The following is a 19,238-nucleotide window of genomic DNA, read 5'->3' as shown; positions in this document are numbered from 1 at the left end:
ATAGAGCTCTATAATTTTGGTAGTAGTTAACAAAGAGCTGTAATCATCTACTGTGACTTTTTTCTTGAATTATTTCTTCTCAGGCTGAAATGGTCTGGTACAGGATCCTCTCCTGGCTGAGACCATGGATGACAGCGGAGAATACGTGCCAAGCCCATTAGGACACCTTTGGCTCCATGCTTCTGGATAGCCTCTATCATATAGTTAGAGCAGGTGGGCCGAAAGCGGCAAGATGGAGGAAAAGCAGGTGAGATAAAACGTTGATAAAAGCGGACAAGAGAAATAAGCATTTTTTTTATCATTTCTTGGTCTTGGTTACAGCCAGTGTATGCAGCTGGCTGACTTCTTTTTTACTGAGCTTGCGATATTCACCAGGTTTGAGGCCCGTCAGGTCCAAATGACCAAAGCGAGTCCGTGACAGCTTATCCACTTGCAGTCCGACCGCCTGGAACATCTTCTTGACCTGATGGTTACGGCCTTCGTGGATGGTCAGCTGAACGACCGAACGATTTTTCGCCGGATCAACCTTGATAATCTCATAAACTGCTGGCTTGGTTTTGCGTCCCTCTATCTCAATACCGCGAGTCAGAGGACGAAGAACTTCTTTATTAGCCAATCCTTTGACACGCGCCACATAGACCTTGTCAATCTCATTTCGGGGATGAATCATCTCGTCGGTAAAGTCTCCGTCATTGGTCAGAATGAGAATGCCAGAAGTATCCCAGTCCAAACGACCGACCGGATAAATCCGCTCCTTGACCTGAGGCAAAAGATCCACGACCGTCTTACGTCCCTTGTCATCACTGACAGAGGAAATGACCCCGCGCGGCTTATTGAGGAGGTAATAAACCTTCTCCTCATTGTAGATAGGTTGGCCTTCTACTTCCACACGGTCGCCAGACTTAACGTTCGTCGCCAGCTCACGTACCACTTGGCCGTTTATACTGACCTTCCCCTGCCTGATTAGCTCTTCTGCCTTACGGCGGCTGGCTATCCCAGCATGAGCGATGTATTTATTGATTCTCATCGATATCTGTCCTTTCAATAAAGAGCTGGCTTTCTTCAGCAACTAGCTCTGTTTCTTCGACAATCGGCAGCTCATCTAGGTGATTGATTCCCATATAGTCTAAGAAATAATCCGTTGTCACATAGAGATTTGGCCGGCCAATGACTTCCTTTTTGCCATCCTCTCGAACCAGTTCAAAAGCCAAGAGCTTAGCCAAAGCTCCGCTGGAATTAACCCCGCGAATGTCATCTATTTCTACTCTTGTAATCGGCTGCTTATAGGCAATGATAGACAAGGTCTCCAGCGCTGCCCGCGACAGACTTTGATTGATTGGTGCCCGTGAATAGGCCCGCAGAATCTCAGCAAACTCTGGCTTTGTGACCAGCTTGTATGTCTTTGAAGTTTCCAGTAGGGTCAGACTGGAGTCTGGATTGGCTTCATATTGCTCAGCCAACTTCTCCAAACTCTGAATAACCCCGGTCGGCGGCAAAGATAGGATTTCTGCCAATTGATGAACTTTGAGTCCATCTTCTCCCGCCACAAAAAGCAGGGCTTCAATCTCTGCTAACTTACTCATTTCCTCTTCCTACTAAATAAATATTTCCAAAATTTTCTTCCTGAATGACTTGCACTTCCTGCACCTTGACCAATTCCAATGTCGCCAGAAAGAGAGTAATAACTTCATTCATGTCCTTGGTCTCTGCGAAAATCTCCTGCAGAGCCAGACGGTTCTTACCAGCACAGCGCTGGCGCACCACTTCCATCATGTCCTCGATCTTGTACTCGTCTCGCACAATGGTTGTGTGGCTCTTAGAAAACTCCTCTTGCTTCTTGGCGATAACTTTGGAAAAAGCCAAAAACAGATCAATCGTTGACTTGTCATGTAGGAGCTCAGCGTCTTCATAAACCAGCTCCAGCTTGGGCTTAGAATAATAAAGAGCCCGGTCCTCGTGCTGGAGCGACATTTTCTCACCCAAGAGCTTAAACCTGCGATATTCCTCAATCTGGCTCAAGAGGTCTTGCTCCAAATCATCTTCCAGCTCAGCATTATCCGCTACCTTAGGCAAAAGCTTGCGACTCTTAATCAGCATGAGCTGGCTTGCCATGACCATATACTCGCCCGTCACTTCCAGCTTCATGGCCTGCAAGGTGGCCACATAAGCCAGATACTGCTCGATGACCTCCGTAATGGGCACATCATAAATATCCACCTGGTACTTAGATACAAGGTGGAGCAGTAGGTCCAGCGGGCCTTCAAAATCTTTTAGTTTGATATCCATTTTTATCTATATTTTTCTAGTGTAATCATGGTTTTCAAGCCCAAATCTTGGGCAATATCATAGAGGCCAATCCCTTTCTCCCGCTGGCGCAAAATAAACTGCTCACGCAGGCTTTGGGCAGATAGACTGGCTTGTCCCTGCTCAATCAAGAAGGCCTCTAGCTGACGGAAGCCCCATTGACGAGAATAGGATTTGCCGTTTTTCTCAAATAAATACGTCCCCGTCAGATAGTCCTCTAACTCACCCGTCAAGCTCTCAGGAATCTTGATGACCCGTTTCTGACCGGCCTTTTCAATCTTCAAAACCTGAAAGTCAAGATTGACATCTGCCACTCTGACCTGCAGAATCTCGCTAGGCAGCAAGCCCATTTCCAAAATAAGAAGAGCCATCAGCCGCCCCCTGGGAACGCTTGATTCCTGCCAAAAAGCAGACAGGTCTAATAGTTCGTTTTCCTGCTCCTTCGATATGGAGACCTTGGGCAGGACCAAGCGGTGAAACTCCTCAATAAGCTGCTGCTGATAAAGGAAATAGAGAAATTGATTGACTGCTGAGAGCTTCCGCTTCTGAACAGCTGCCTTAAAATCCTTGATAGAGGCCTGATAAATCCGCAGATTGGTCTCGGTAATCCGGCCGTGTACTTCCTCGATAAACTGCTCCAAATCATAAGAATAGGCAATTTTAGAATTTTCTGAGATGTTTTTTTGATTTAAAAACGGTCTAATGTATTCTTTCATTTTTTGCGAATTTCGTACTTCTTGCTAAAGCCGTGCAACAAAGAATTGACAGCTTTCAAAATGGACTTTCTAGTAATAATTCCGTAAAAATGCTGATCCTCGCCCACAACCGGCAGAAACGACTCGTCGACCAGCTTATGAAGCACATCTGATACAGTATAATCTGGCCCAACTGTCAAGTCGTCCATTTTAGTCATGTGGACGATGTCTGTCATCATGAATTCCTCTTCTGGCAAATCATGGCGCATGCGATAAGACATGATGTCTGTCAAGGAAATCGTACCAACAAACTTTTTATCTGCCGTCACGACTGGTACACGTGAGTATGTCATCTGACTCAGCAATAGGATAGCATGATCCACATTATGGGTGTCAATCATAACCGCCAAATTTTCCCCAGGCGTCAAAAAAGTTTCTTCATGTTCCAGCAGATAGTCTTCAAATTCCTTAGCAATCATCGGCTAAACTCCTTGGACAAGCTTGGATAAAGTTCATGATTTCGTGTATAGAAATCAACTTTAAAGCGATCCTTGTCAATCTCTACCTTAGCGTAGAGACGTTCGTTAATCAGGCCGCGTGGCTGGCTGATGGATCCCGGATTCAGAAAGAGCGTTTTGCCTTCCATTCGAGCATCTGGGATATGCAGGTGGCCGTAAAGGCAGATATCTGCATTAACCTCTTGCGCCCATAAATCCAGCTTTTGAAAAGAAAAGTTGATATGGAAGAGATGTCCGTGGGTCTGGGCAATAATGGTCCCCGCCAAATCCGTCACCAAGCGTTCTGGATAGCCGTCATAAAAGTCCATATTCCCTGCCACAACCTGAATCCCTTGCCATACCTCATCATCAGAAGGAAGCTCAGAGTCTCCGTTATGGAAAATCGCATCTACCTTTCCAATATAATGATTCCTAATTTCTTCTACAATAGCACGGTCGCCATGAGAATCACTCATGACTATAATGGTTTGCTTTGCCATGCTGGAAATACCTCCACTAATTTCTTAACTGCCTGAGCCCGATGGGATTGCGCATTTTTTTCTTCCATCGTTAGCTCGGCAGACGTTTTTCCTGTTTCTCCCACTAAGAACAAAGGATCATAGCCAAAGCCATTTTCCCCTTTTGGCTCATGGGCAATGTAGCCCGGCCAATCCGCTTCGACTACCAAAGACTCCCTGTCAGGACTGGCCACCACTAAGGTCGTATGAAAATGGGCTGAGCGGTCCTTGACATCAAAAACCATAGCCAACTCATGCAGGAGCTTGATGTTGTTTTCATCATCTGTCGCGCCTACTCCAGCGAAGCGAGCCGACCAGACGCCAGGCAAGCCGCCTAAAACATCGACCTGCAGACCTGAGTCGTCAGCTAGCACCATTTTACCGGTCAGTTTACTGATGGTCTCTGCCTTGAGCCGCGCATTTTCCTCAAAGGTGGTTCCCGTTTCTTCCACTTCTGGCAAATCAGGATAATCATTGAGATTTTCAACCTTATAGCCCAGCTTATCAAAGAGTTTGCGAAACTCTGCTGTCTTACCTTCGTTGCGAGTCGCAATCAAGATGGTATCTCCGACAGCCATCTCGGTCTCCTGCCCCTGACCAAAAAAGTCGGTCATCTTAACTCCATCCTTAGACAGGAAGAAGACCTTGCGCAGCAAGTCCTTTTCTGTAATCAGAATAGCCCCCTTATGACTGGTCGCCTTAAAATCCCGCTTCTGGCGGTCGTTAATCATATTGAGGACAAACTGGATATAGGACATGGGCGAGCCGTATTTGACTACAACTGTGGTAAAGGCGTTGTATTCTTCATCCAAATCTCGCTCAATCAGCTCACACAACTCTGCATCAATATGCTCCAAGAGCCTGTAAGGGATATCATTGAAATGATAGCCTGCCTTGCGAAAGCGGGTCCATTCTCCGATATACCAATTGTTCTCGTCAATGTATTCATAAATTTTATTTGTCATAAGCTTACATGCTCCACATTCACTTTCAGGCCCAGCCAGCTTTCTGCAATCTCCGAAAAGCTTTTAGCATTGGCAGTTGTGTAAAATTGGTGGTTGAGCTCCTGTTTTTCCCGGCTGCGGTTGATTTCAAAGTAATTGAGCAGGACAGAAATATCCCGTACGCACTCTGCCCCGCTGTCAATCAGCTTCACATTTGGTCCCATCCTATTTTGAATAATAGGCCGGAGCAAGGGATAGTGGGTGCAACCCAAGACGAGGGTATCTACCTGGCCAGCCAGAGGCTGCAGGGTTTCATAGACAACTTTTTTGGTAAGACTGGAATGAAGTTCATTGGACTCTACCAAAGGTACAAACTTAGGGCAGGCCAAACTTTCCACCTGCATCTCCGGCGAGAGCGCTTCAATCTTCTGCCGATAGATATCAGAAGAAACTGTCATTGGCGTTCCGATAACACCGATGCGGCCGCTGGCAGTTGACTTAATAGCTGCACTAGCCCCCGGCAGAATCACGCCCAGTACTGGAATATCCAGCTTTTCCTTCACTTCTTCCCAGACAACAGCAGTCGCTGTATTGCAGGCAATGACAATCATCTTAACATCCTTGGTCAGGAGAAAGTTAACCAATTGCCAGGTATAAGCGCGAATCTGCTCAGCAGGCCTTGGACCGTAAGGAGCCCGCGCCGAATCTCCGATATAAATGACCTCTTCGTGGGGGAGCTGCCGCATGAGCTCACGGACTACAGTCAAACCGCCCACTCCTGAGTCTAAAAAACCGATTGGTCGATTATCCATAAGGTCTTCTTTCTAAAACAAGGGACTGGAAGCCGATTCCAAATCCCCATTTTTTTATAGATTTTCTCTACTGGCATTAACAGCCAGCCACTAGAAAATTATTTTTTCTTTTTACTCTTAGCAAGCGCAGCTTTCTGCTGGCTGATAATTTGACGATAGACTTGCTGTACTTTCGCTTCATTTGGCCGTTGACCGCTAGCGCTAAGCAAGGTCCGAACTGCTTCTACATTCAGACGCGGATTTTCTGCAAATTCCTTCTCAACTTGCCGACGAAGCAGATACATACCCAAAATCACGCCTCCAGCAAATGCTGCCATAATCAAGAAAATTGCTAAAACTAAATTCATATCGAGAACTCCTCTATTTCCATTTTTACATTGCTCTTCATTATATCAAATTTTCTCTATTTTTCAAAATCAAAGCCATACAGTGTCGCAAAATAATCTTCTGGTTTTTCAGCCCGACGAATCATGCGAATATTGCCATCTTGTTCCAAGAGAATTTCGCTGGAGCGGAGCTTGGCATTGTACTGATAACCCATAGAAAAACCATGAGCACCCGTATCGTGAATCACTAGTGTATCGCCAATTTGGCTGACAGGCAGCGGGCGATTAATGGCGAATTTATCGTTATTCTCACAAAGACTGCCGACAACATCCACAATCTCTGTCTCTCCCTCGGGTCGATCCATATTGGTAATGTGGTGATAAGAACCGTACATGGCAGGACGCAGCAGATTGACCGCAGAGGCATCCACTCCCAGATAGGTTCGGTAGGTCTGCTTCTTATGGGTAACCTTGGTGACCAGCAGGCCATAAGGCGCCAACATGAAGCGGCCCAGCTCCGTATAAATCTTGACCTGTCCTAGACCAGCTGGAATTAGAATAGCTTCATAGGCCTGACGAACTCCTTGGCCAATGACCGCAATGTCATTTTCCTCGCCATCAGGTTGATAATTAATGCCGACACCGCCAGATAGATTGATAAAGTCCAGCTCAACTCCTGTCTCAGCCACTACTTCTACAGCCAGCTCAAAAAGCTGACGGGCCAGTTCAGGATAGTAGTCATTGCTGACAGTATTTGAGGCCAAGAGAGCATGAATGCCAAACTTCTCAGCTCCCAACTCCTTGAGCTCTTTGAAAGCCTGAATCAGCTGGTCCTTGGTCATACCAAACTTGGCTTCTTCTGGATTATCCATAATGCTGGTTCCCAGCTCAAAGACACCGCCAGGGTTGTAACGGCAGGAAATGACCTTGGGAATACCAGCGGCTTCCTTTAGAAAAGCTACATCTTCATAAGCATCCAGATTGATAGTCGCTCCAAGGTCACGCGCAAACTGAAATTCCTCAGCTGGTGTGTTATTGGACGAAAACATGATATCCTGTCCAGCAAAGCCCAGCTTTTGGCTCATGAGCAGCTCAACGTAGCTAGCACAGTCCACCCCGCAGCCTTCTTCTTTGAGGATTTTTAAAATAGCAGGATTGGGAGTGGCCTTAACGGCAAAATACTCTTTAAAACCTGGATTCCAAGAAAAGGCCTCATGCAGGGCACGCGCTCTTTCCCGAATTCCCTTCTCATCATAAAGATGAAAAGGTGTTGGAAACTGCGCCGTAATCTCAGCTAACTTTTCACGACTGACAAAAGGAGTTTTCATACTGTTCTCGCTTTCTATTTGCTGGGTTTATTATACCATAAATCCATAGGAGAAACAAAAAGCACTGGAGCAAACGTCCAATGCTTGAGTCTTATTTAGCTGAGTTATTTGTTTCTTCCAAAAATACGCAACAAGCTGAGGAAGAGATTAATGAAGTCCAGATACAGATGCAGAGCCAGCGAAATTGCCCAGCCATTCCCTGGATTGCCATTGGTCTGCTCATAGACATAGCGGATTTTCTGATTGTCCCAAGCGATGAGTCCTGAGAAAATAAGGACACCAACGATACTTACAATAAAGTCCAAACCACTGCTTCTCAAGAAGATATTAAGGACGCTAGCAGCGATAATACCAATCAAACCGGCCATACAAGCTCTGCCCATTCCAGAAAGATCCTTCTTGGTCACCTTGCCGATGAAGCCCATAGCAAAGAACATAACGGTCGTTGTCAGAAAGGCTAAGAGAACAGTTGACTGAAGATACAGCGCCATGATAATACTTAAGGTAAAACCATTGATGGCTGAGTATCCTAAAAACATTGGCAGCGCTGCCGGACTATTGCTCCGAGCTGCCCCAGAAGCTACCAATACAAAGATAAACTCAGCTGCAATAGCCGCATAGAAAATCCAGGTGGAGCCTGTCAGAACAGAGATAATAATGTCCTGAAAGAAGTTTAGCATCAAGAGGGACACGATTGCTGAGATTCCAATACCGACACCAACGATAGAATAAATCTTTGCATAGAAAGAATTAATATCTGATTGATCTTGAATAATAGAATGATTCATAGTTACTCCTTTTATAATAAAACATTTACGGTTTCAGCATCTTTCGATGAAAGAGCTTGCGATTACCGCCCTTGCGTCTCCAAGGTGCCGTCGCTTCTTTGACAGCCCAATACTTGTCCACCATCGTCACAACGAATGATTCTTTGTAACGAGGCGGTGCCAAGGTCAGGCCCCACATATGCTTGACGATAATGTCCTCTTCGACTTTATTAAGCTTAGTAATCTTACGAGCATTGCGAACTGCCAACCTCGGATGAACCCAAGCATGACTCTTCTTAAACTTGGTCACACGCCAGTCATAGTAGAATAAGTCATGAAGCAGGGCACCGCGTGCCGTGCTGCGGGCATTCCAACCAAATTTTTTGGCAATTCTGTAACTAGTATAACTTACATTGATGGAATGTTCAAGTCTATTGGAATGAATATGATGGGGAATTTCTTTCAGGCGCTGAACACTGGGCTTTTCAATCAAGTGCCCAACATAGGCCATAAACTCCTCGTCCTGTTTGTAAGGCATAGAATCACCTCCCTTGCCAACTATTATATCTCTTTTTCTGATTTTTAGCTTAAATGAAAGATTAAAATACCAGCAGCGACAGCAACATTGAGACTTTCTGCCTGCCCCTTCATGGAAATATGGACCAGAATATCAGCTGCTACCGTCATTTCTGGACTAATCCCCTGCCCTTCATTGCCCATGACTAGGACAAAGCTCTCTTTACTGACCACCTCTCTGTAATCGATAGATGTTGACGACAAGGTCGACGCTAGAATTGGCAGACTGGAAGAACGAGCCAGCCTAATAAAATCTGATGTATCCATCCGATAAACTGGCAGATGAAAATGGCTCCCCTGCATAGAGCGCAGCGTTTTTAGGTTATAGATATCTGCTGACGCGCTAGAGATGAAGACTCCATCAAAGCCAGCTGCATCAGCTGTCCGAATGATGGTGCCGACATTACCTGGATCCTGAACGTCCTCCAAGAAAAGATAGCGTCCGCTTAACTCCGCCGGTATCTCTTCCCTTTCAAAAGCCACTTCCGCGACAATCCCCTGTGGCGTCTTACTATCAGCTAAATCTGCTAAAATCTCCGGACTGACAAAGATTACCTGAGAAAAATCGGCTAATCGCTCTGCGTATTCTGCTAAAGCAAAAATCCGAATCAGCTCTTCCCCGCTGCTGACAGCTTCCTCAAATAGATGCCAGCCCTCAATCAAATAAGAATCCTTGCGGTATTTTTTGTGATGAAGTTTTTTAGCTTTTTTTACCACATTATTGGCTTTTGAGGTTATAATATTCATAAGAACATTATACCACAATTTAGCAGACTTGCACTCATACTGAGGGCTTAAATCCCCTCGGTCCGCTCACTAAAGGAGGACGCCATGCAGAAGGTAAAAATGATTGCCCAAGGACGGGTACAAGGGGTCGGATTCCGCTGGGGAGTCTATTCTATAGCGCTGGAAATCGGAGGTATCACCGGCCGGGTCTGGAACAACGACGATGGTACTGTTGGCATTCTTGCTCAGGCTGATGACCCTGCTCTGATAGCCAAATTTATCCAAGAAATCCGCAAGGGACCGACACCTTTTTCTAAGGTCAGCTATTTGGATGTCACCATGGCTAATTTTGACTCCTATCCTGACTTCAAAATTTCAAATTAGGTCTGCAGAACTATTGTATATTTTGCAAAAAAACAGTAGAATAGATAGGTATTATTTTTTAGAAACAAAGGATATGAACTCGTGAAACATTTCAAACGCTTTTTATTCTTCGGTATGGGACTGGCTGCGCTTATTTTCCTGTCCGGCTGTGTGGGCCGCGACAAGGCCGGCAATCCTTCTGGTCTGATCTGGGACGTGATTGGTCAGCCTATGGCGGATGGTATCCAATTTTTCGCCAAAAATTCCGGTCTGGGTTATGGTCTGGCGATTATCATCGTTACGCTCATCGTGCGGATTATCATTCTGCCGCTGGGAATCTATCAGTCTTGGAAGGCAACGCTTCAGTCTGAAAAGATGAACTACTTCAAGCCAATTTTTGCCCCAATCCAAGATCGAATCAAAAATGCTGAAACTCAGGAAGAGAAAATGCAGGCTCAGCAAGAACTGATGGCTGCTCAAAAAGAAAATGGACTCAGCATGTTTGGCGGTATAGGCTGTCTGCCTCTGCTCATCCAAATGCCTTTCTTCTCAGCCCTCTTCTTTGCAGCCCAGTATACTCAAGGAGTTGCAGGCAGTTCCTTCCTCTGGATTAAAGACCTGGCCAAAAGCGACTGGGCTTTGACCGCCATTGTCGGTATCCTCTACTATATCCAGTCAGTGCTCTCTCTGCATGGTATTGAAGATGAAACTCAAAGAAACAGCATGAAACAGGCTTCTTATATGAGTCCTATCATGATTGTTGGTTTCTCATTCCTCTCTCCTGCCGCAGTCACTCTCTACTGGGTAGTTGGTGGATTTATCCAAATTATCCAGCAATTTATCATCAACTATATCATCCGACCTCGCTTGAGAAAACAGGTGGCAGAGGAATTTGAAAAAAATCCTCCTAAAGGCTTGAAAAAAGCGAGTCGAGCTAAAGATGTTACTCCAAAAGCTCAGCAGGCTATTGAGCAAAAGAACAAAAAGAAAAAGAACCGCAATGCTGGTAAGCAACGGTCAAGATAAAGAAAAATTCTTCTAGCTAATACTAGAAGAATTTTTTAATCTCGAGTAAGAATCGGGCGTAACCAATACAAAAAGCTCAGCAAACAAAGCAATAACTAATTAACGAGGTGACTCTATCACAATAAAACAGTAAATCCAATCAAGCCTTTCTTATATGAAACCCAAATCCTGCCCTTGAAAATCCGCACCAGACTTTCTGCCATGGATAGGCCAATCCCGTAGCCAGGCTGCTTCTGATTGTGCGATTCGTCTTCGCGATAGAAACGGTCAAAGAAACGGCTATAATCAACATTCTTACCATCAGCGTAACTATTGGCTACCGTCAGACGAGCTCGTTTCCCCCGCTTAGCCTTGGTCAGAGTGACAAAAATTTGCCCATCTTCATCACAATACTTGCAGGCATTGTCAATCAGAATGCTGACCAATTCATAAAGTTCATCTTCAGTTGCCTTGACATGGATGTCTTCCTGCAGCTTAATCTCGTACTTCTTGCCTGCCTTCTCGATGACAGACTTGAAGTTCCCAGCCACTTTTTTGACAACTTCTGAGAAATTCACATCTACCAAGGTAACATCTGGCTGCTCTTCCAGACGGGCCAGAACGACCATTTGATTGATTAGATTACTGAGGCGCTTGACCTGGTCCTTGGTGCTTTCTGTCCATTCATTTTCGCCAGTCATCAGCTCTTGCAGCTCCGTATTGGCTGAGATGATGGCCAATGGCGTCTTCAGTTCATGTCCAGCATTGGTAATGAAACGCTTTTGGTTTTCGTAGTTTTTTATATAGGGACGGATGGCAAAGTTGGAAAATCCAGACACGACCAAGACAAAGAAAATAAAGCTATAGAAACACAACTGGATAGACAGCCAGAAAAAGTCATTGCGGCTTTCGAGATAATTAGTCGAATCTAAGACCACCAGTAAATAGCGCTTGGTTTTGGAATCCTGCGTTATCTGGTAGGAATAAAATTGACTGCCTACCTTAAAAACCCCACTGCTGCGGCTGTCCTTAATCACTTTGTTAGCATAGCTGAGCGCCTGCTCCTTAGATAGATTGGAAAGATGGTCTAAGTTGGTGGAGTAAAGTGTTTTGTCTTCATTATAGACCACGCTGAAATAGCGGTATTGGTAGATGGTATCAATGGTGATACGGTCGTTTTGCAAGCTCTCAGCCGTTTCTTCTACGCTGGGAAAATCTCCATTATTGGCAGATAGAATATTGAGAACGGCTTGGATTTCTCCGTTGGTCTGCAGAAAGCGAACGGAGTTTAAGACAGCAATCATGGTCAGCAAAATACAGACAATAGCTGCCGAAGCCAGCAGAATGAACCGAATTTTAAGCTTCCGAAACATGGCCATCTCCTTCTAGCGGCACCAGAGTGAAACTGCCGCCTTCCTCACCCAAGATAGCCAGATCAGCATGAATAGCCTTCAGCTTCTGACGCAAATAGGAAATATAAATCCAGACGAAGCCTTCGTCCAAATCCTCATCTTCGTCTTTGGACCAAACATGGCGGAAGATTTCCTGAGTAGAAAGACTCTTCTGGGCATTAAGCATGAGAAATTCCATCATTCTAGATTCCTTACCGGCTAGGCGGATGGAATTGGAGCTAATAAGTTCATGCTCTCCGACATTGAGGCTGGTTTGGCCAATCTGCAGCAAATTGGGGGTAAACGTCGCTACCCGTCTGGACATAGAGCGCAGGCGAGCTAGAAGCTCTTTCAGAGAGAAGGGCTTGGTCAGATAATCATCTGCACCGGCATCCAGCCCTGTGACCTTGTCATCCACCTCTGACATAGCTGTCAGCATGATGACATGGGTAGTATTGCCGGTTTGGCGGATTTCTTTCAGCGCTTCAATGCCTGTCTTGACCGGCATCATGATATCCAGAATCATCAAATCATAAGCATTTTCCTTGGCCAAGTCCACAGCTTCTTGCCCATCAAAAGCGGTATCAACCTGATAGCCCTCATGGGTCATCGCTGTTTCCAAGACACGGGACAGCTGCTGCTCATCTTCAGCTAATAAAATCTTCATCATCTCACTCACTTTCTCGAATCAAATTGCGGATGGTCTGCATGGTCACATCACAGGACGCCAGCTCATCTGCACAGCGTTTCAGCTCACGAACAATCCGCTTGCTGTCTTTAATCTCATGCTTGTACTTCATCTGATGCTCTAAGCTGGCCCAAGAGTCCATAGCAATGGTCCGAAGCTGGATTTCTACAAAATAGCGGCCGGGATTTTGACCATGACAATCCTCATAAGGAGTCTCCACCTCTAATATCAAGTGGTAGGAGCGATAGCCATTAGGCTTGGCAGCTCGGATATAGTCCTTTTCCAGAACAATCTCACAGCCCTCCAGCTGACGAAGCACCTCAATCGTCTGATAGATGTCCTCGATAAAACCGCAAACAATCCGAATCCCAATCGCATCACGAATTTCTTTCAGGGCAGACTCTGGCGCCCTAGGCAGATTCTTGCGTTGACATTTCTCTTCCATACTGGCTGCCTGCTTGACCCGTGCATTAAAATGCTCAAAAAGCTTCTGCCCTGTTTCCTGCTTGACTCGATCATTAGCCTCTTGAATACGCTGACTAAGATCATCTAAAATCTTGGGCAGATAGACGCCGTATTTCCCATAAATATCTTGCTCTTGCATACAGTTCTCCTACTTTTCTAGCTTATTCTCATTATAGCATAACCATCTGTCTTTTCTCTATTTTTCCCCTGCTCTTCTTATCTAGCCTACACTCTCTGTCTTAAAAGAAACGAAAAAAGAACCAGTCTTCTAGCCAGTTCCTTTTAATACTTATTAAACGGTTTTTTCAACCTTGAGAATTTTAACGTCGTAGCTGCCAACCGGTGTTTCGACTGTTGCAGTATCACCTGTCTTTTTGCCAATCAAAGCTTGACCAATCGGGCTTTCATTGGATACCTTGCCTGCGAAAGCATCAGCACCAGCAGAACCAACGATAATGTAGACTTCCTCTTCGCTTTCGCCTACTTCTTGAATGGTAACTGTTTTGCCGATAGCTACCTCGTCCTTGGCTACAGCGTCACTGTTTACAATCTCAGCGTAGCGGATCTTGGTTTCCAGACTAGAAATCTGTCCTTCCACAAAAGCCTGTTCGTCCTTTGCAGCTTCGTATTCACTGTTTTCTGACAAATCGCCGTAGGAGCGGGCAATCTTAATACGCTCTACCACTTCTGGACGACGCACCAATTTCAATTCTTCTAATTCTTTTTCTAGTTTTTCCTTTTCCTCTAGGGTCATAGGATAAGTTTTTTCAGCCATTTTTTCTCTTTTCTTTTATTTTCTTTTATTTTAAAACTAAAACAAGAGGCTGAGACAAGTCTGTATCAGTCCCTTTTTTATATAGCAGGACTGAGAAAGCTAGAACTAGCTGCCTAGCTTTCTCTCGTCTGCAATAACAGCAATTTAATCAGTGCTGCTGGATTGAGTGAGCTTGCTATTGACATGCTCCTCAACATTTTTAGCGTGTTCCTCATAAGTATTGGCGAAGTAAACAGCGCCTGTTTCAACATTTGCCACAAAGTAGAGGTAGTCCGTCTTACTTGGATTAATGGTAGCTTCCAGAGCTGATAGGCTCGGACTATCAACTGGCCCAGGCATAAGCCCTTCTTTTTTATAGACATTGAAAGGCGAGTCGATATTGGTATCAATTTCAGCGTCCTCTTTCAAAGTCGTTTTCTTTCCTAGCTTGCCTTGAGCATAAAGGATAGCGATATTACTCTGAAGCGGCATCGCTTGATTGAGACGATTATAAAATACGCTGGCAATATCTTTGCGGTCCTGGTCTGTTGAACCTTCTTTTTCTACCAGAGAAGCAAGTGTCAGAACTTCATTAACCGTCAAGTTCTTTGATTCAATAGTAGAGTAATAAGAAGACAGATTGGTATTCATAGCGCCCAACATCTGGTCAATCAAGCTTTCCAAATCCGCATCCTCACCATAGTTATAAGTGGCAGGGAAGAGGTAACCTTCTAAGCGATACTTGACTCCGCTGTCCTTGCTTGGCAATGTGCCCAGCAGCTGTGGATATTTAGCCGCCATCTTGGAAATAAAAGCTTCATCCTGCACCTTAGCTAGGAAATCGTCCTTGCTAAAAGGTGTCTTACTAGTCTTTTTAGAAGTTGCAGCTGCATTAACCATCACAGCCTCTGCAATCTGCTCCAGTGTATAGCCTTCAGGAATAGTAACCTTACCAACAACTGGTGGTTGCGGTGTATCTGTTCCACCTTCCTGAAGCTGCCGAGCAATGGTATCTAGGTCCATACTCTTCTGGAGATTGTAATAGCCGGACTGGTAATTGTTAAAGCTTTTAATTTTGGAATAGAGACTAAAAACTTGAGCATTTTTAATCAGCCCCTTTTTCTCGAGGATTTCCCCAATCTGCTTAGAGCTAGAGCCTTCTGGTACTTCAACCGTCACATACTCTGTTGCATTTGCATCAACAGGTTTAAGAGCTGAAGATACATAAGTATAGCCGACAACTCCTGTGACCACAAGTCCCAGCAGGACAATCAGCAGAACCGTTGTCATAATCCTGCGGGCTAAGGTGTTTTGACGTTTTTTCTTGACCGTGTTGTTGGCCCGATTAGCCCGAGATAGGACCTCATTGGGCTTCTTATCTTCCTCATCCACTCGGCCATAGACCTGAGGGTGAGCCTTTTCATTCTCTGCAACCTTGTAGGAAACATCTACCGAAGCCGGTCTAGCTTCAAAGTCATCTGCAGCTGCTGTTTCTTTTGCAGAAGCAGAGTCCGCTTCTGACTGGCTAGTTGAAGAGGGAGTTTGTTCTTCCTTTTCTCCAGCTAAGTCTTTCAAAATCTGCTCTTTAAAGCTCAGATTCTTCTCTTTGTCTTGTGATTTTTCAGTCAAAAATTTGACCTCCTTCATCATAATCCCTAACATTATATCTTAAAAGTCAGATAAATGCAATAAGAGTAGGTTTTTCTAGCTTATTATTGGTTTTTTTGAAGTTTGAGTCTAGGATTTTCCCAGACCATATCAAACCAAGTAGCGCCTGCGTAAGTTGATTGTGACAAACCTTCATTTACAAAGGCATGCTTCTCGTAGTATGCGGTGAGATAGTCGTGGCAGGTCAGATTGATGCCGTGGCGTTCATCTGCTATAGCAATCTCTTTCATAGCTTCCAATAGCTTGCGGCCGGCCCCCATCCCCTGAGCATCTTTCGAGATAGAAAGGCTGGTCAGAGAGATAAAGCCGCCGTCCAGATGACCATAATCTTCAATCTCCTCTGTAAAGGAAATGTCCTTTAAATAACGTTCTGGACGGACAGGTCCCTCCAGATAGCCCAAAATCTTATCGTCCTTTTCTGCCACCAAAAAAGTTGAAGATAGGGTTTGGATATGAGCTGCTAGACTTTCGCGGCTAACAGCCTCTTCTGGACTGAAATTTTCCAATTCGATAGCATAAATGGCGTCTAAGTCAGCCATTTGAGCTTGACGGATAATCATCACTTCTCCTTAAAATTGGGATTTTCCCACACCATATCAGACCAGATAGCTCCACCATGAGTTGAGTCAGAAATCCCTTCGTGGACGATACCATTCATCTCATAATAAGGTATCAGCTCATCATGACAGGTTAGGCTAATGCCCTTTCGATTTTGCTGAACAGCTGTCTCCTTGAGAGCTGCAAGCAACAAGGTTCCGACTCCCTGCTTCTGAAAATCCGGATGGACGGACAGACTTTGGACAGCAATGAAGCCACCTTCTGGAGGATTAGCACCCACCTTGCTAAAGAGATCATCTGTCAGATATCGCGTCTGAATAGCTGGTCCAACAATATAGCCCGCCAGCTGACCATGCAGCTCTGCTAGCAAAAAAGTATCTGGAATCTGCTCAATCCGCTCTTTGAGAACTTCTGCACCAGCCGCTTCTACTGCTGGAAAATTCAGCTGCTCAATTGCAAGAATTTCTTCCCAGTCGCTCAAGTCGGCCTGTCTGATTCGAATCGGTGCTTCCATCAAGTCTCCTACTACTGAACGTTGCTGGTCAGATTGGACAAGAGACGTTCAAAGGAATATTCATAGGTCTGGATGTCACCAGCTCCCATAAAGACGTAAACTGCATTATCGTGGTCAAGAAGTGGGGAAACATTATCCACATCAATGACCTTGGCCCGTTTCACAATCTTTTCAGCCAGATCTTCTACCTTAACATCACCCTTGTCCACCTCACGCGCAGAACCGTAAATCTGAGCTAAATAGACTGAGTCAGCCTGATTGAGGGCTTCCGCAAATTCGTCCAAGAGAGCAATAGTCCGAGTGAAGGTATGCGGTTGGAAAATTGCCACGATTTCCTTGCTTGGATACTTCTGACGTGCTGCATCCAGAGTCGCAATAATTTCCGTCGGATGGTGAGCAAAGTCATCAATGATAACTGTTTCGTTGACAATTTTCTCTGTAAAGCGGCGCTTAACCCCGCCAAAGGTCTTGAGATGTTCCCGAACTAGATTCAGATCAAGACCTGCAGTATACAAGAGGCCGATTACTGCTGTCGCATTCATAATGTTGTGACGGCCAAAGCTTGGAATCTGGAACTCACCCAGTTCTTGCCCGCGGAAAGAAACTTTAAAGCCTGAACCGCTGGTAGAACGCAAGAGGTCGTGAGCAACAAAGTCATTGCCCTCTTCCTTGAAGCCATAGTAGTAAATCGGAGCCTTGGACGTAATCCGGCGCAGCTGCTCATCTTCTCCATAAATGAAGAGTCCTTTGGTAATCTGCTTGGCATAGTCATTGAAAGCATTAAAGACATCTTCCAGACTCGTGAAATAATCCGGATGGTCAAAGTCGATATTGGTAATAATCGAATATTCCGGATGATAGGGCATGAAATGACGCTCGTACTCGTCCGACTCAAAGACAAAATACTTGGCATTGGCAGAACCGCGGCCTGTACCATCTCCAATCAGATAGCTAGTATCCGTGATATTGGACAGAACGTGGGAAAGAATACCCGTTGTAGAGGTCTTCCCGTGGGCACCAGCCACTCCCAAACTGACAAAGTCACGCATAAAGCCACCTAAAAATTCATGGTAGCGTTTATAGCTGATACCATTTGCGTCTGCATAGGCAATTTCTACATTGTTATCTGGACGAAAGGCATTGCCGGCAATGATTTCGAAGTCTGGTTGGATATTCTTTTCATCAAAAGGCAGAATGGAAATGCCAGCCTGCTCCAGACCGCGCTGAGTGAAATAATATTTATCAACGTCACTGCCCTGAACCTTATGGCCCATCTGATGCAGCATCAAAGCCAAAGCACTCATACCAGAGCCCTTAATCCCGATAAAATGATAGGTTTTCGTCATGATTACTCCTTAAGATACAAGGCCATAAAAGCAAGTCCAAAGAGGAAAATCTCCGCAGACCCTCATCAGCCCGCAGGGATTTTCTTTCTTTACAAACTTTTAGGCACCACCAAAACACCAAAGAAGCCGGACCAATCAGTAAGTCCCAGCTTCTAGCATCGGTCTTTTTCAACCGATGATGGATGTTATATGCAGATAGATTTTACATTTACATAAGCAAACAGCAATTTCCTTTATACATCAGAAAATTGCAGGCAGAAAAGACTCGAGCAAGCCAGCTTTATTCGCTGTCCAAACCTGTCAAGTTCAGCTCCTGAGCCTTGGAATGCTTCAACTGCTCCTCCTTAGCCCTATCCTGATTATAGATCTGACTGGTTTTTAAAAAATCATAATTGTTCTTCTTAGGCTTTTCTTCCGGCTCCTGCGGCTGAGGGCTATACTCAGGCTGAATATCTGCCAAAATATAGTTATCCTGCTGAAGTCTGTCGCCAAACTTCGTAAATTCGCCCGATGTATTCTTTTGAAAAGGGGCTGTTGGCTTAGGTCTTTCCGCATTAGAAGCTGTCGGAAGCTTTCTGCTGCGGACCTTAGTCGGAAGGTCGCTGGTCAGATAAGAGGCTGAACGCTTCTTTTTCAAATCTGCCCGAGCTTCCTCGCGTGCCTGCTCAGCATAACGAATGGCCGGATCTTTCTTATCAATCGGCTTTTTAAAATCCTTGAAAGCAGACTGCTTTTGCAGCGGTCTTCTGATAGCCTGACTGGCAGCGATGGGAGCATGCCTGCTGGAGTCCACAATCGGCATCCATTCCAAATAATTACGGTCTGTATAGTCTCCGGTAATGTTGCTAATGAGATCCAGTTCGTCATAAAGATTCATATGCGGCATTTCCGTCAGCATGATTTCATCATCTGATACCAGAGGAAATTGTTTATCAGTCATATCTTTTTCCTTTCAACCCTTCATTATTATAAACTATTCAGGCTATTTTTCAA

General features: G+C 45.0%; 25 protein-coding genes. 2 read left to right on the top strand and 23 right to left on the bottom strand.

What is annotated here, in order from left to right; all coding sequences use genetic code 11:
• Nucleotides 1-47: 47 nt before the first annotated feature.
• The 14 genes from yidD to FOC72_RS01870 all read right to left on the bottom strand — a co-directional run bounded on the left by yidD (nt 48) and on the right by FOC72_RS01870 (nt 9,514).
• Nucleotides 48-302 (bottom strand): membrane protein insertion efficiency factor YidD, encoded by a 255-nt coding sequence (yidD, locus tag FOC72_RS01935; RefSeq protein ID WP_032914057.1) that lies wholly within the window; start codon nt 300-302, stop codon nt 48-50.
• Nucleotides 299-1,027, bottom strand: a complete 729-nt coding sequence (locus tag FOC72_RS01930) for a pseudouridine synthase (protein WP_002894611.1) — start codon at nt 1,025-1,027, stop codon at nt 299-301. Before FOC72_RS01930 ends, yidD begins: the two co-directional genes overlap by 4 nt.
• Nucleotides 1,014-1,583 (bottom strand): SMC-Scp complex subunit ScpB, encoded by a 570-nt coding sequence (scpB, locus tag FOC72_RS01925; protein ID WP_002894610.1) that lies wholly within the window; start codon nt 1,581-1,583, stop codon nt 1,014-1,016. Before scpB ends, FOC72_RS01930 begins: the two co-directional genes overlap by 14 nt.
• Entirely contained in the window at nt 1,576-2,286 is a 711-nt protein-coding gene (locus tag FOC72_RS01920; RefSeq protein WP_002894608.1) for a segregation/condensation protein A, read from the bottom strand. Before FOC72_RS01920 ends, scpB begins: the two co-directional genes overlap by 8 nt.
• A gap of 2 nt (nt 2,287-2,288) precedes the next feature.
• Nucleotides 2,289-3,020 (bottom strand): site-specific tyrosine recombinase XerD, encoded by a 732-nt coding sequence (gene xerD, locus FOC72_RS01915; protein WP_002894607.1) that lies wholly within the window; start codon nt 3,018-3,020, stop codon nt 2,289-2,291.
• The gene (cbpB, locus tag FOC72_RS01910) at nt 3,017-3,478 is read right to left on the bottom strand and encodes a cyclic-di-AMP-binding protein CbpB (protein WP_002894606.1); all 462 of its coding nucleotides are present in this window, start codon (nt 3,476-3,478) and stop codon (nt 3,017-3,019) included. The genes xerD and cbpB overlap by 4 nt, the downstream gene beginning before the upstream one ends.
• Entirely contained in the window at nt 3,475-3,996 is a 522-nt protein-coding gene (locus tag FOC72_RS01905) for a metallophosphoesterase (protein ID WP_002894605.1), read from the bottom strand. Before FOC72_RS01905 ends, cbpB begins: the two co-directional genes overlap by 4 nt.
• Nucleotides 3,975-4,979 (bottom strand): nucleoside-triphosphate diphosphatase, encoded by a 1,005-nt coding sequence (locus FOC72_RS01900; protein WP_002894604.1) that lies wholly within the window; start codon nt 4,977-4,979, stop codon nt 3,975-3,977. The genes FOC72_RS01905 and FOC72_RS01900 overlap by 22 nt, the downstream gene beginning before the upstream one ends.
• A complete protein-coding gene (gene racE / locus FOC72_RS01895) occupies nt 4,976-5,770 on the bottom strand; it encodes a glutamate racemase (RefSeq protein ID WP_002894602.1) in 795 nt (264 codons plus the stop codon). The genes FOC72_RS01900 and racE overlap by 4 nt, the downstream gene beginning before the upstream one ends.
• 98 nt (nt 5,771-5,868) lie before the next feature.
• Nucleotides 5,869-6,117, bottom strand: coding sequence for a YneF family protein (locus FOC72_RS01890; RefSeq protein ID WP_002894600.1), 249 nt, complete (start codon nt 6,115-6,117; stop codon nt 5,869-5,871).
• A 56-nt stretch (nt 6,118-6,173) separates the two neighbouring features.
• Entirely contained in the window at nt 6,174-7,424 is a 1,251-nt protein-coding gene (locus FOC72_RS01885) for a diaminopimelate decarboxylase (RefSeq protein WP_002894598.1), read from the bottom strand.
• A gap of 104 nt (nt 7,425-7,528) precedes the next feature.
• On the bottom strand, nt 7,529-8,212 hold the full coding sequence (locus tag FOC72_RS01880; protein ID WP_002894597.1) for a Bax inhibitor-1/YccA family protein: 684 nt from the start codon (nt 8,210-8,212) through the stop codon (nt 7,529-7,531).
• A gap of 25 nt (nt 8,213-8,237) precedes the next feature.
• Nucleotides 8,238-8,729, bottom strand: coding sequence for an HD domain-containing protein (locus FOC72_RS01875; protein ID WP_002894595.1), 492 nt, complete (start codon nt 8,727-8,729; stop codon nt 8,238-8,240).
• Nucleotides 8,730-8,773: 44 nt separating this feature from the next.
• Nucleotides 8,774-9,514, bottom strand: a complete 741-nt coding sequence (locus FOC72_RS01870) for a TrmH family RNA methyltransferase (protein ID WP_002894593.1) — start codon at nt 9,512-9,514, stop codon at nt 8,774-8,776.
• A gap of 84 nt (nt 9,515-9,598) precedes the next feature.
• Between FOC72_RS01870 and FOC72_RS01865 the strand changes: the two genes are divergently transcribed.
• Together FOC72_RS01865 and yidC are read left to right on the top strand one after the other, a co-directional pair.
• Nucleotides 9,599-9,877, top strand: a complete 279-nt coding sequence (locus FOC72_RS01865) for an acylphosphatase (RefSeq protein WP_002894590.1) — start codon at nt 9,599-9,601, stop codon at nt 9,875-9,877.
• Between the two features lie 81 nt (nt 9,878-9,958).
• Nucleotides 9,959-10,882: a membrane protein insertase YidC gene (gene yidC, locus FOC72_RS01860; protein WP_002894589.1), complete on the top strand. Its 924-nt coding sequence runs from the start codon at nt 9,959-9,961 to the stop codon at nt 10,880-10,882.
• Nucleotides 10,883-10,998: 116 nt separating this feature from the next.
• Here yidC and FOC72_RS01855 read toward each other — a convergent pair whose 3' ends face one another.
• From FOC72_RS01855 to zapJ, 9 genes are all read right to left on the bottom strand, one after another.
• A complete protein-coding gene (locus tag FOC72_RS01855; RefSeq protein ID WP_032914055.1) occupies nt 10,999-12,234 on the bottom strand; it encodes a sensor histidine kinase in 1,236 nt (411 codons plus the stop codon).
• The gene (locus FOC72_RS01850; protein WP_032914294.1) at nt 12,218-12,919 is read right to left on the bottom strand and encodes a response regulator transcription factor; all 702 of its coding nucleotides are present in this window, start codon (nt 12,917-12,919) and stop codon (nt 12,218-12,220) included. The genes FOC72_RS01855 and FOC72_RS01850 overlap by 17 nt, the downstream gene beginning before the upstream one ends.
• A 4-nt stretch (nt 12,920-12,923) precedes the next feature.
• Nucleotides 12,924-13,544, bottom strand: coding sequence for a GTP pyrophosphokinase (locus tag FOC72_RS01845; protein ID WP_002894585.1), 621 nt, complete (start codon nt 13,542-13,544; stop codon nt 12,924-12,926).
• Nucleotides 13,545-13,697: 153 nt separating this feature from the next.
• A complete protein-coding gene (greA, locus tag FOC72_RS01840; RefSeq protein WP_002894584.1) occupies nt 13,698-14,180 on the bottom strand; it encodes a transcription elongation factor GreA in 483 nt (160 codons plus the stop codon).
• 144 nt (nt 14,181-14,324) lie between these two features.
• Complete coding sequence (gene mltG, locus FOC72_RS01835; RefSeq protein WP_002894581.1) at nt 14,325-15,821, bottom strand: endolytic transglycosylase MltG; 1,497 nt, start codon at nt 15,819-15,821, stop codon at nt 14,325-14,327.
• 50 nt (nt 15,822-15,871) lie between these two features.
• Nucleotides 15,872-16,387 carry a GNAT family N-acetyltransferase gene (locus FOC72_RS01830; RefSeq protein WP_002894579.1) on the bottom strand — a complete coding sequence of 172 codons (516 nt, stop codon included), beginning with the start codon at nt 16,385-16,387 and terminating at the stop codon, nt 15,872-15,874.
• Nucleotides 16,387-16,899 (bottom strand): GNAT family N-acetyltransferase, encoded by a 513-nt coding sequence (locus FOC72_RS01825; RefSeq protein WP_002894578.1) that lies wholly within the window; start codon nt 16,897-16,899, stop codon nt 16,387-16,389. Before FOC72_RS01825 ends, FOC72_RS01830 begins: the two co-directional genes overlap by 1 nt.
• An 11-nt stretch (nt 16,900-16,910) precedes the next feature.
• Complete coding sequence (gene murC / locus FOC72_RS01820) at nt 16,911-18,245, bottom strand: UDP-N-acetylmuramate--L-alanine ligase (RefSeq protein WP_002894577.1); 1,335 nt, start codon at nt 18,243-18,245, stop codon at nt 16,911-16,913.
• Nucleotides 18,246-18,525: 280 nt separating this feature from the next.
• Nucleotides 18,526-19,185, bottom strand: a complete 660-nt coding sequence (gene zapJ / locus FOC72_RS01815; protein ID WP_002894576.1) for a divisome accessory protein ZapJ — start codon at nt 19,183-19,185, stop codon at nt 18,526-18,528.
• Nucleotides 19,186-19,238: the final 53 nt, after the last annotated feature.

The sequence above is a fragment of the Streptococcus sanguinis genome, assembly GCF_013343115.1.
GTDB lineage: Bacteria > Bacillota > Bacilli > Lactobacillales > Streptococcaceae > Streptococcus > Streptococcus sanguinis_H.
The sequence above is the reverse complement of the archived record's forward strand: the minus strand, read 5'-3'. Positions and strand labels throughout refer to the sequence as shown.

Excerpts from the sequence above, each read along its gene's own strand:
- FOC72_RS01825 (WP_002894578.1), bottom strand. The coding sequence starts at position 16,899 with ATGGAAGCACCGATTCGAATCAGACAGGCCGACTTGAGCGACTGGGAA.
- zapJ (WP_002894576.1), bottom strand. The coding sequence starts at position 19,185 with ATGACTGATAAACAATTTCCTCTGGTATCAGATGATGAAATCATGCTG.
- FOC72_RS01850 (WP_032914294.1), bottom strand. The coding sequence starts at position 12,919 with ATGAAGATTTTATTAGCTGAAGATGAGCAGCAGCTGTCCCGTGTCTTG.
- FOC72_RS01830 (WP_002894579.1), bottom strand. The coding sequence starts at position 16,387 with ATGATTATCCGTCAAGCTCAAATGGCTGACTTAGACGCCATTTATGCT.
- FOC72_RS01845 (WP_002894585.1), bottom strand. The coding sequence starts at position 13,544 with ATGCAAGAGCAAGATATTTATGGGAAATACGGCGTCTATCTGCCCAAG.
- mltG (WP_002894581.1), bottom strand. The coding sequence starts at position 15,821 with ATGTTAGGGATTATGATGAAGGAGGTCAAATTTTTGACTGAAAAATCA.
- greA (WP_002894584.1), bottom strand. The coding sequence starts at position 14,180 with ATGGCTGAAAAAACTTATCCTATGACCCTAGAGGAAAAGGAAAAACTA.
- FOC72_RS01900 (WP_002894604.1), bottom strand. The coding sequence starts at position 4,979 with ATGACAAATAAAATTTATGAATACATTGACGAGAACAATTGGTATATC.
- cbpB (WP_002894606.1), bottom strand. The coding sequence starts at position 3,478 with ATGATTGCTAAGGAATTTGAAGACTATCTGCTGGAACATGAAGAAACT.
- FOC72_RS01855 (WP_032914055.1), bottom strand. The coding sequence starts at position 12,234 with ATGTTTCGGAAGCTTAAAATTCGGTTCATTCTGCTGGCTTCGGCAGCT.
- FOC72_RS01880 (WP_002894597.1), bottom strand. The coding sequence starts at position 8,212 with ATGAATCATTCTATTATTCAAGATCAATCAGATATTAATTCTTTCTAT.
- FOC72_RS01865 (WP_002894590.1), top strand. The coding sequence starts at position 9,599 with ATGCAGAAGGTAAAAATGATTGCCCAAGGACGGGTACAAGGGGTCGGA.
- FOC72_RS01930 (WP_002894611.1), bottom strand. The coding sequence starts at position 1,027 with ATGAGAATCAATAAATACATCGCTCATGCTGGGATAGCCAGCCGCCGT.
- yidD (WP_032914057.1), bottom strand. The coding sequence starts at position 302 with ATGATAAAAAAAATGCTTATTTCTCTTGTCCGCTTTTATCAACGTTTT.
- FOC72_RS01875 (WP_002894595.1), bottom strand. The coding sequence starts at position 8,729 with ATGCCTTACAAACAGGACGAGGAGTTTATGGCCTATGTTGGGCACTTG.
- FOC72_RS01870 (WP_002894593.1), bottom strand. The coding sequence starts at position 9,514 with ATGAATATTATAACCTCAAAAGCCAATAATGTGGTAAAAAAAGCTAAA.
- FOC72_RS01890 (WP_002894600.1), bottom strand. The coding sequence starts at position 6,117 with ATGAATTTAGTTTTAGCAATTTTCTTGATTATGGCAGCATTTGCTGGA.
- FOC72_RS01920 (WP_002894608.1), bottom strand. The coding sequence starts at position 2,286 with ATGGATATCAAACTAAAAGATTTTGAAGGCCCGCTGGACCTACTGCTC.
- FOC72_RS01885 (WP_002894598.1), bottom strand. The coding sequence starts at position 7,424 with ATGAAAACTCCTTTTGTCAGTCGTGAAAAGTTAGCTGAGATTACGGCG.
- racE (WP_002894602.1), bottom strand. The coding sequence starts at position 5,770 with ATGGATAATCGACCAATCGGTTTTTTAGACTCAGGAGTGGGCGGTTTG.
- FOC72_RS01905 (WP_002894605.1), bottom strand. The coding sequence starts at position 3,996 with ATGGCAAAGCAAACCATTATAGTCATGAGTGATTCTCATGGCGACCGT.
- xerD (WP_002894607.1), bottom strand. The coding sequence starts at position 3,020 with ATGAAAGAATACATTAGACCGTTTTTAAATCAAAAAAACATCTCAGAA.
- murC (WP_002894577.1), bottom strand. The coding sequence starts at position 18,245 with ATGACGAAAACCTATCATTTTATCGGGATTAAGGGCTCTGGTATGAGT.
- scpB (WP_002894610.1), bottom strand. The coding sequence starts at position 1,583 with ATGAGTAAGTTAGCAGAGATTGAAGCCCTGCTTTTTGTGGCGGGAGAA.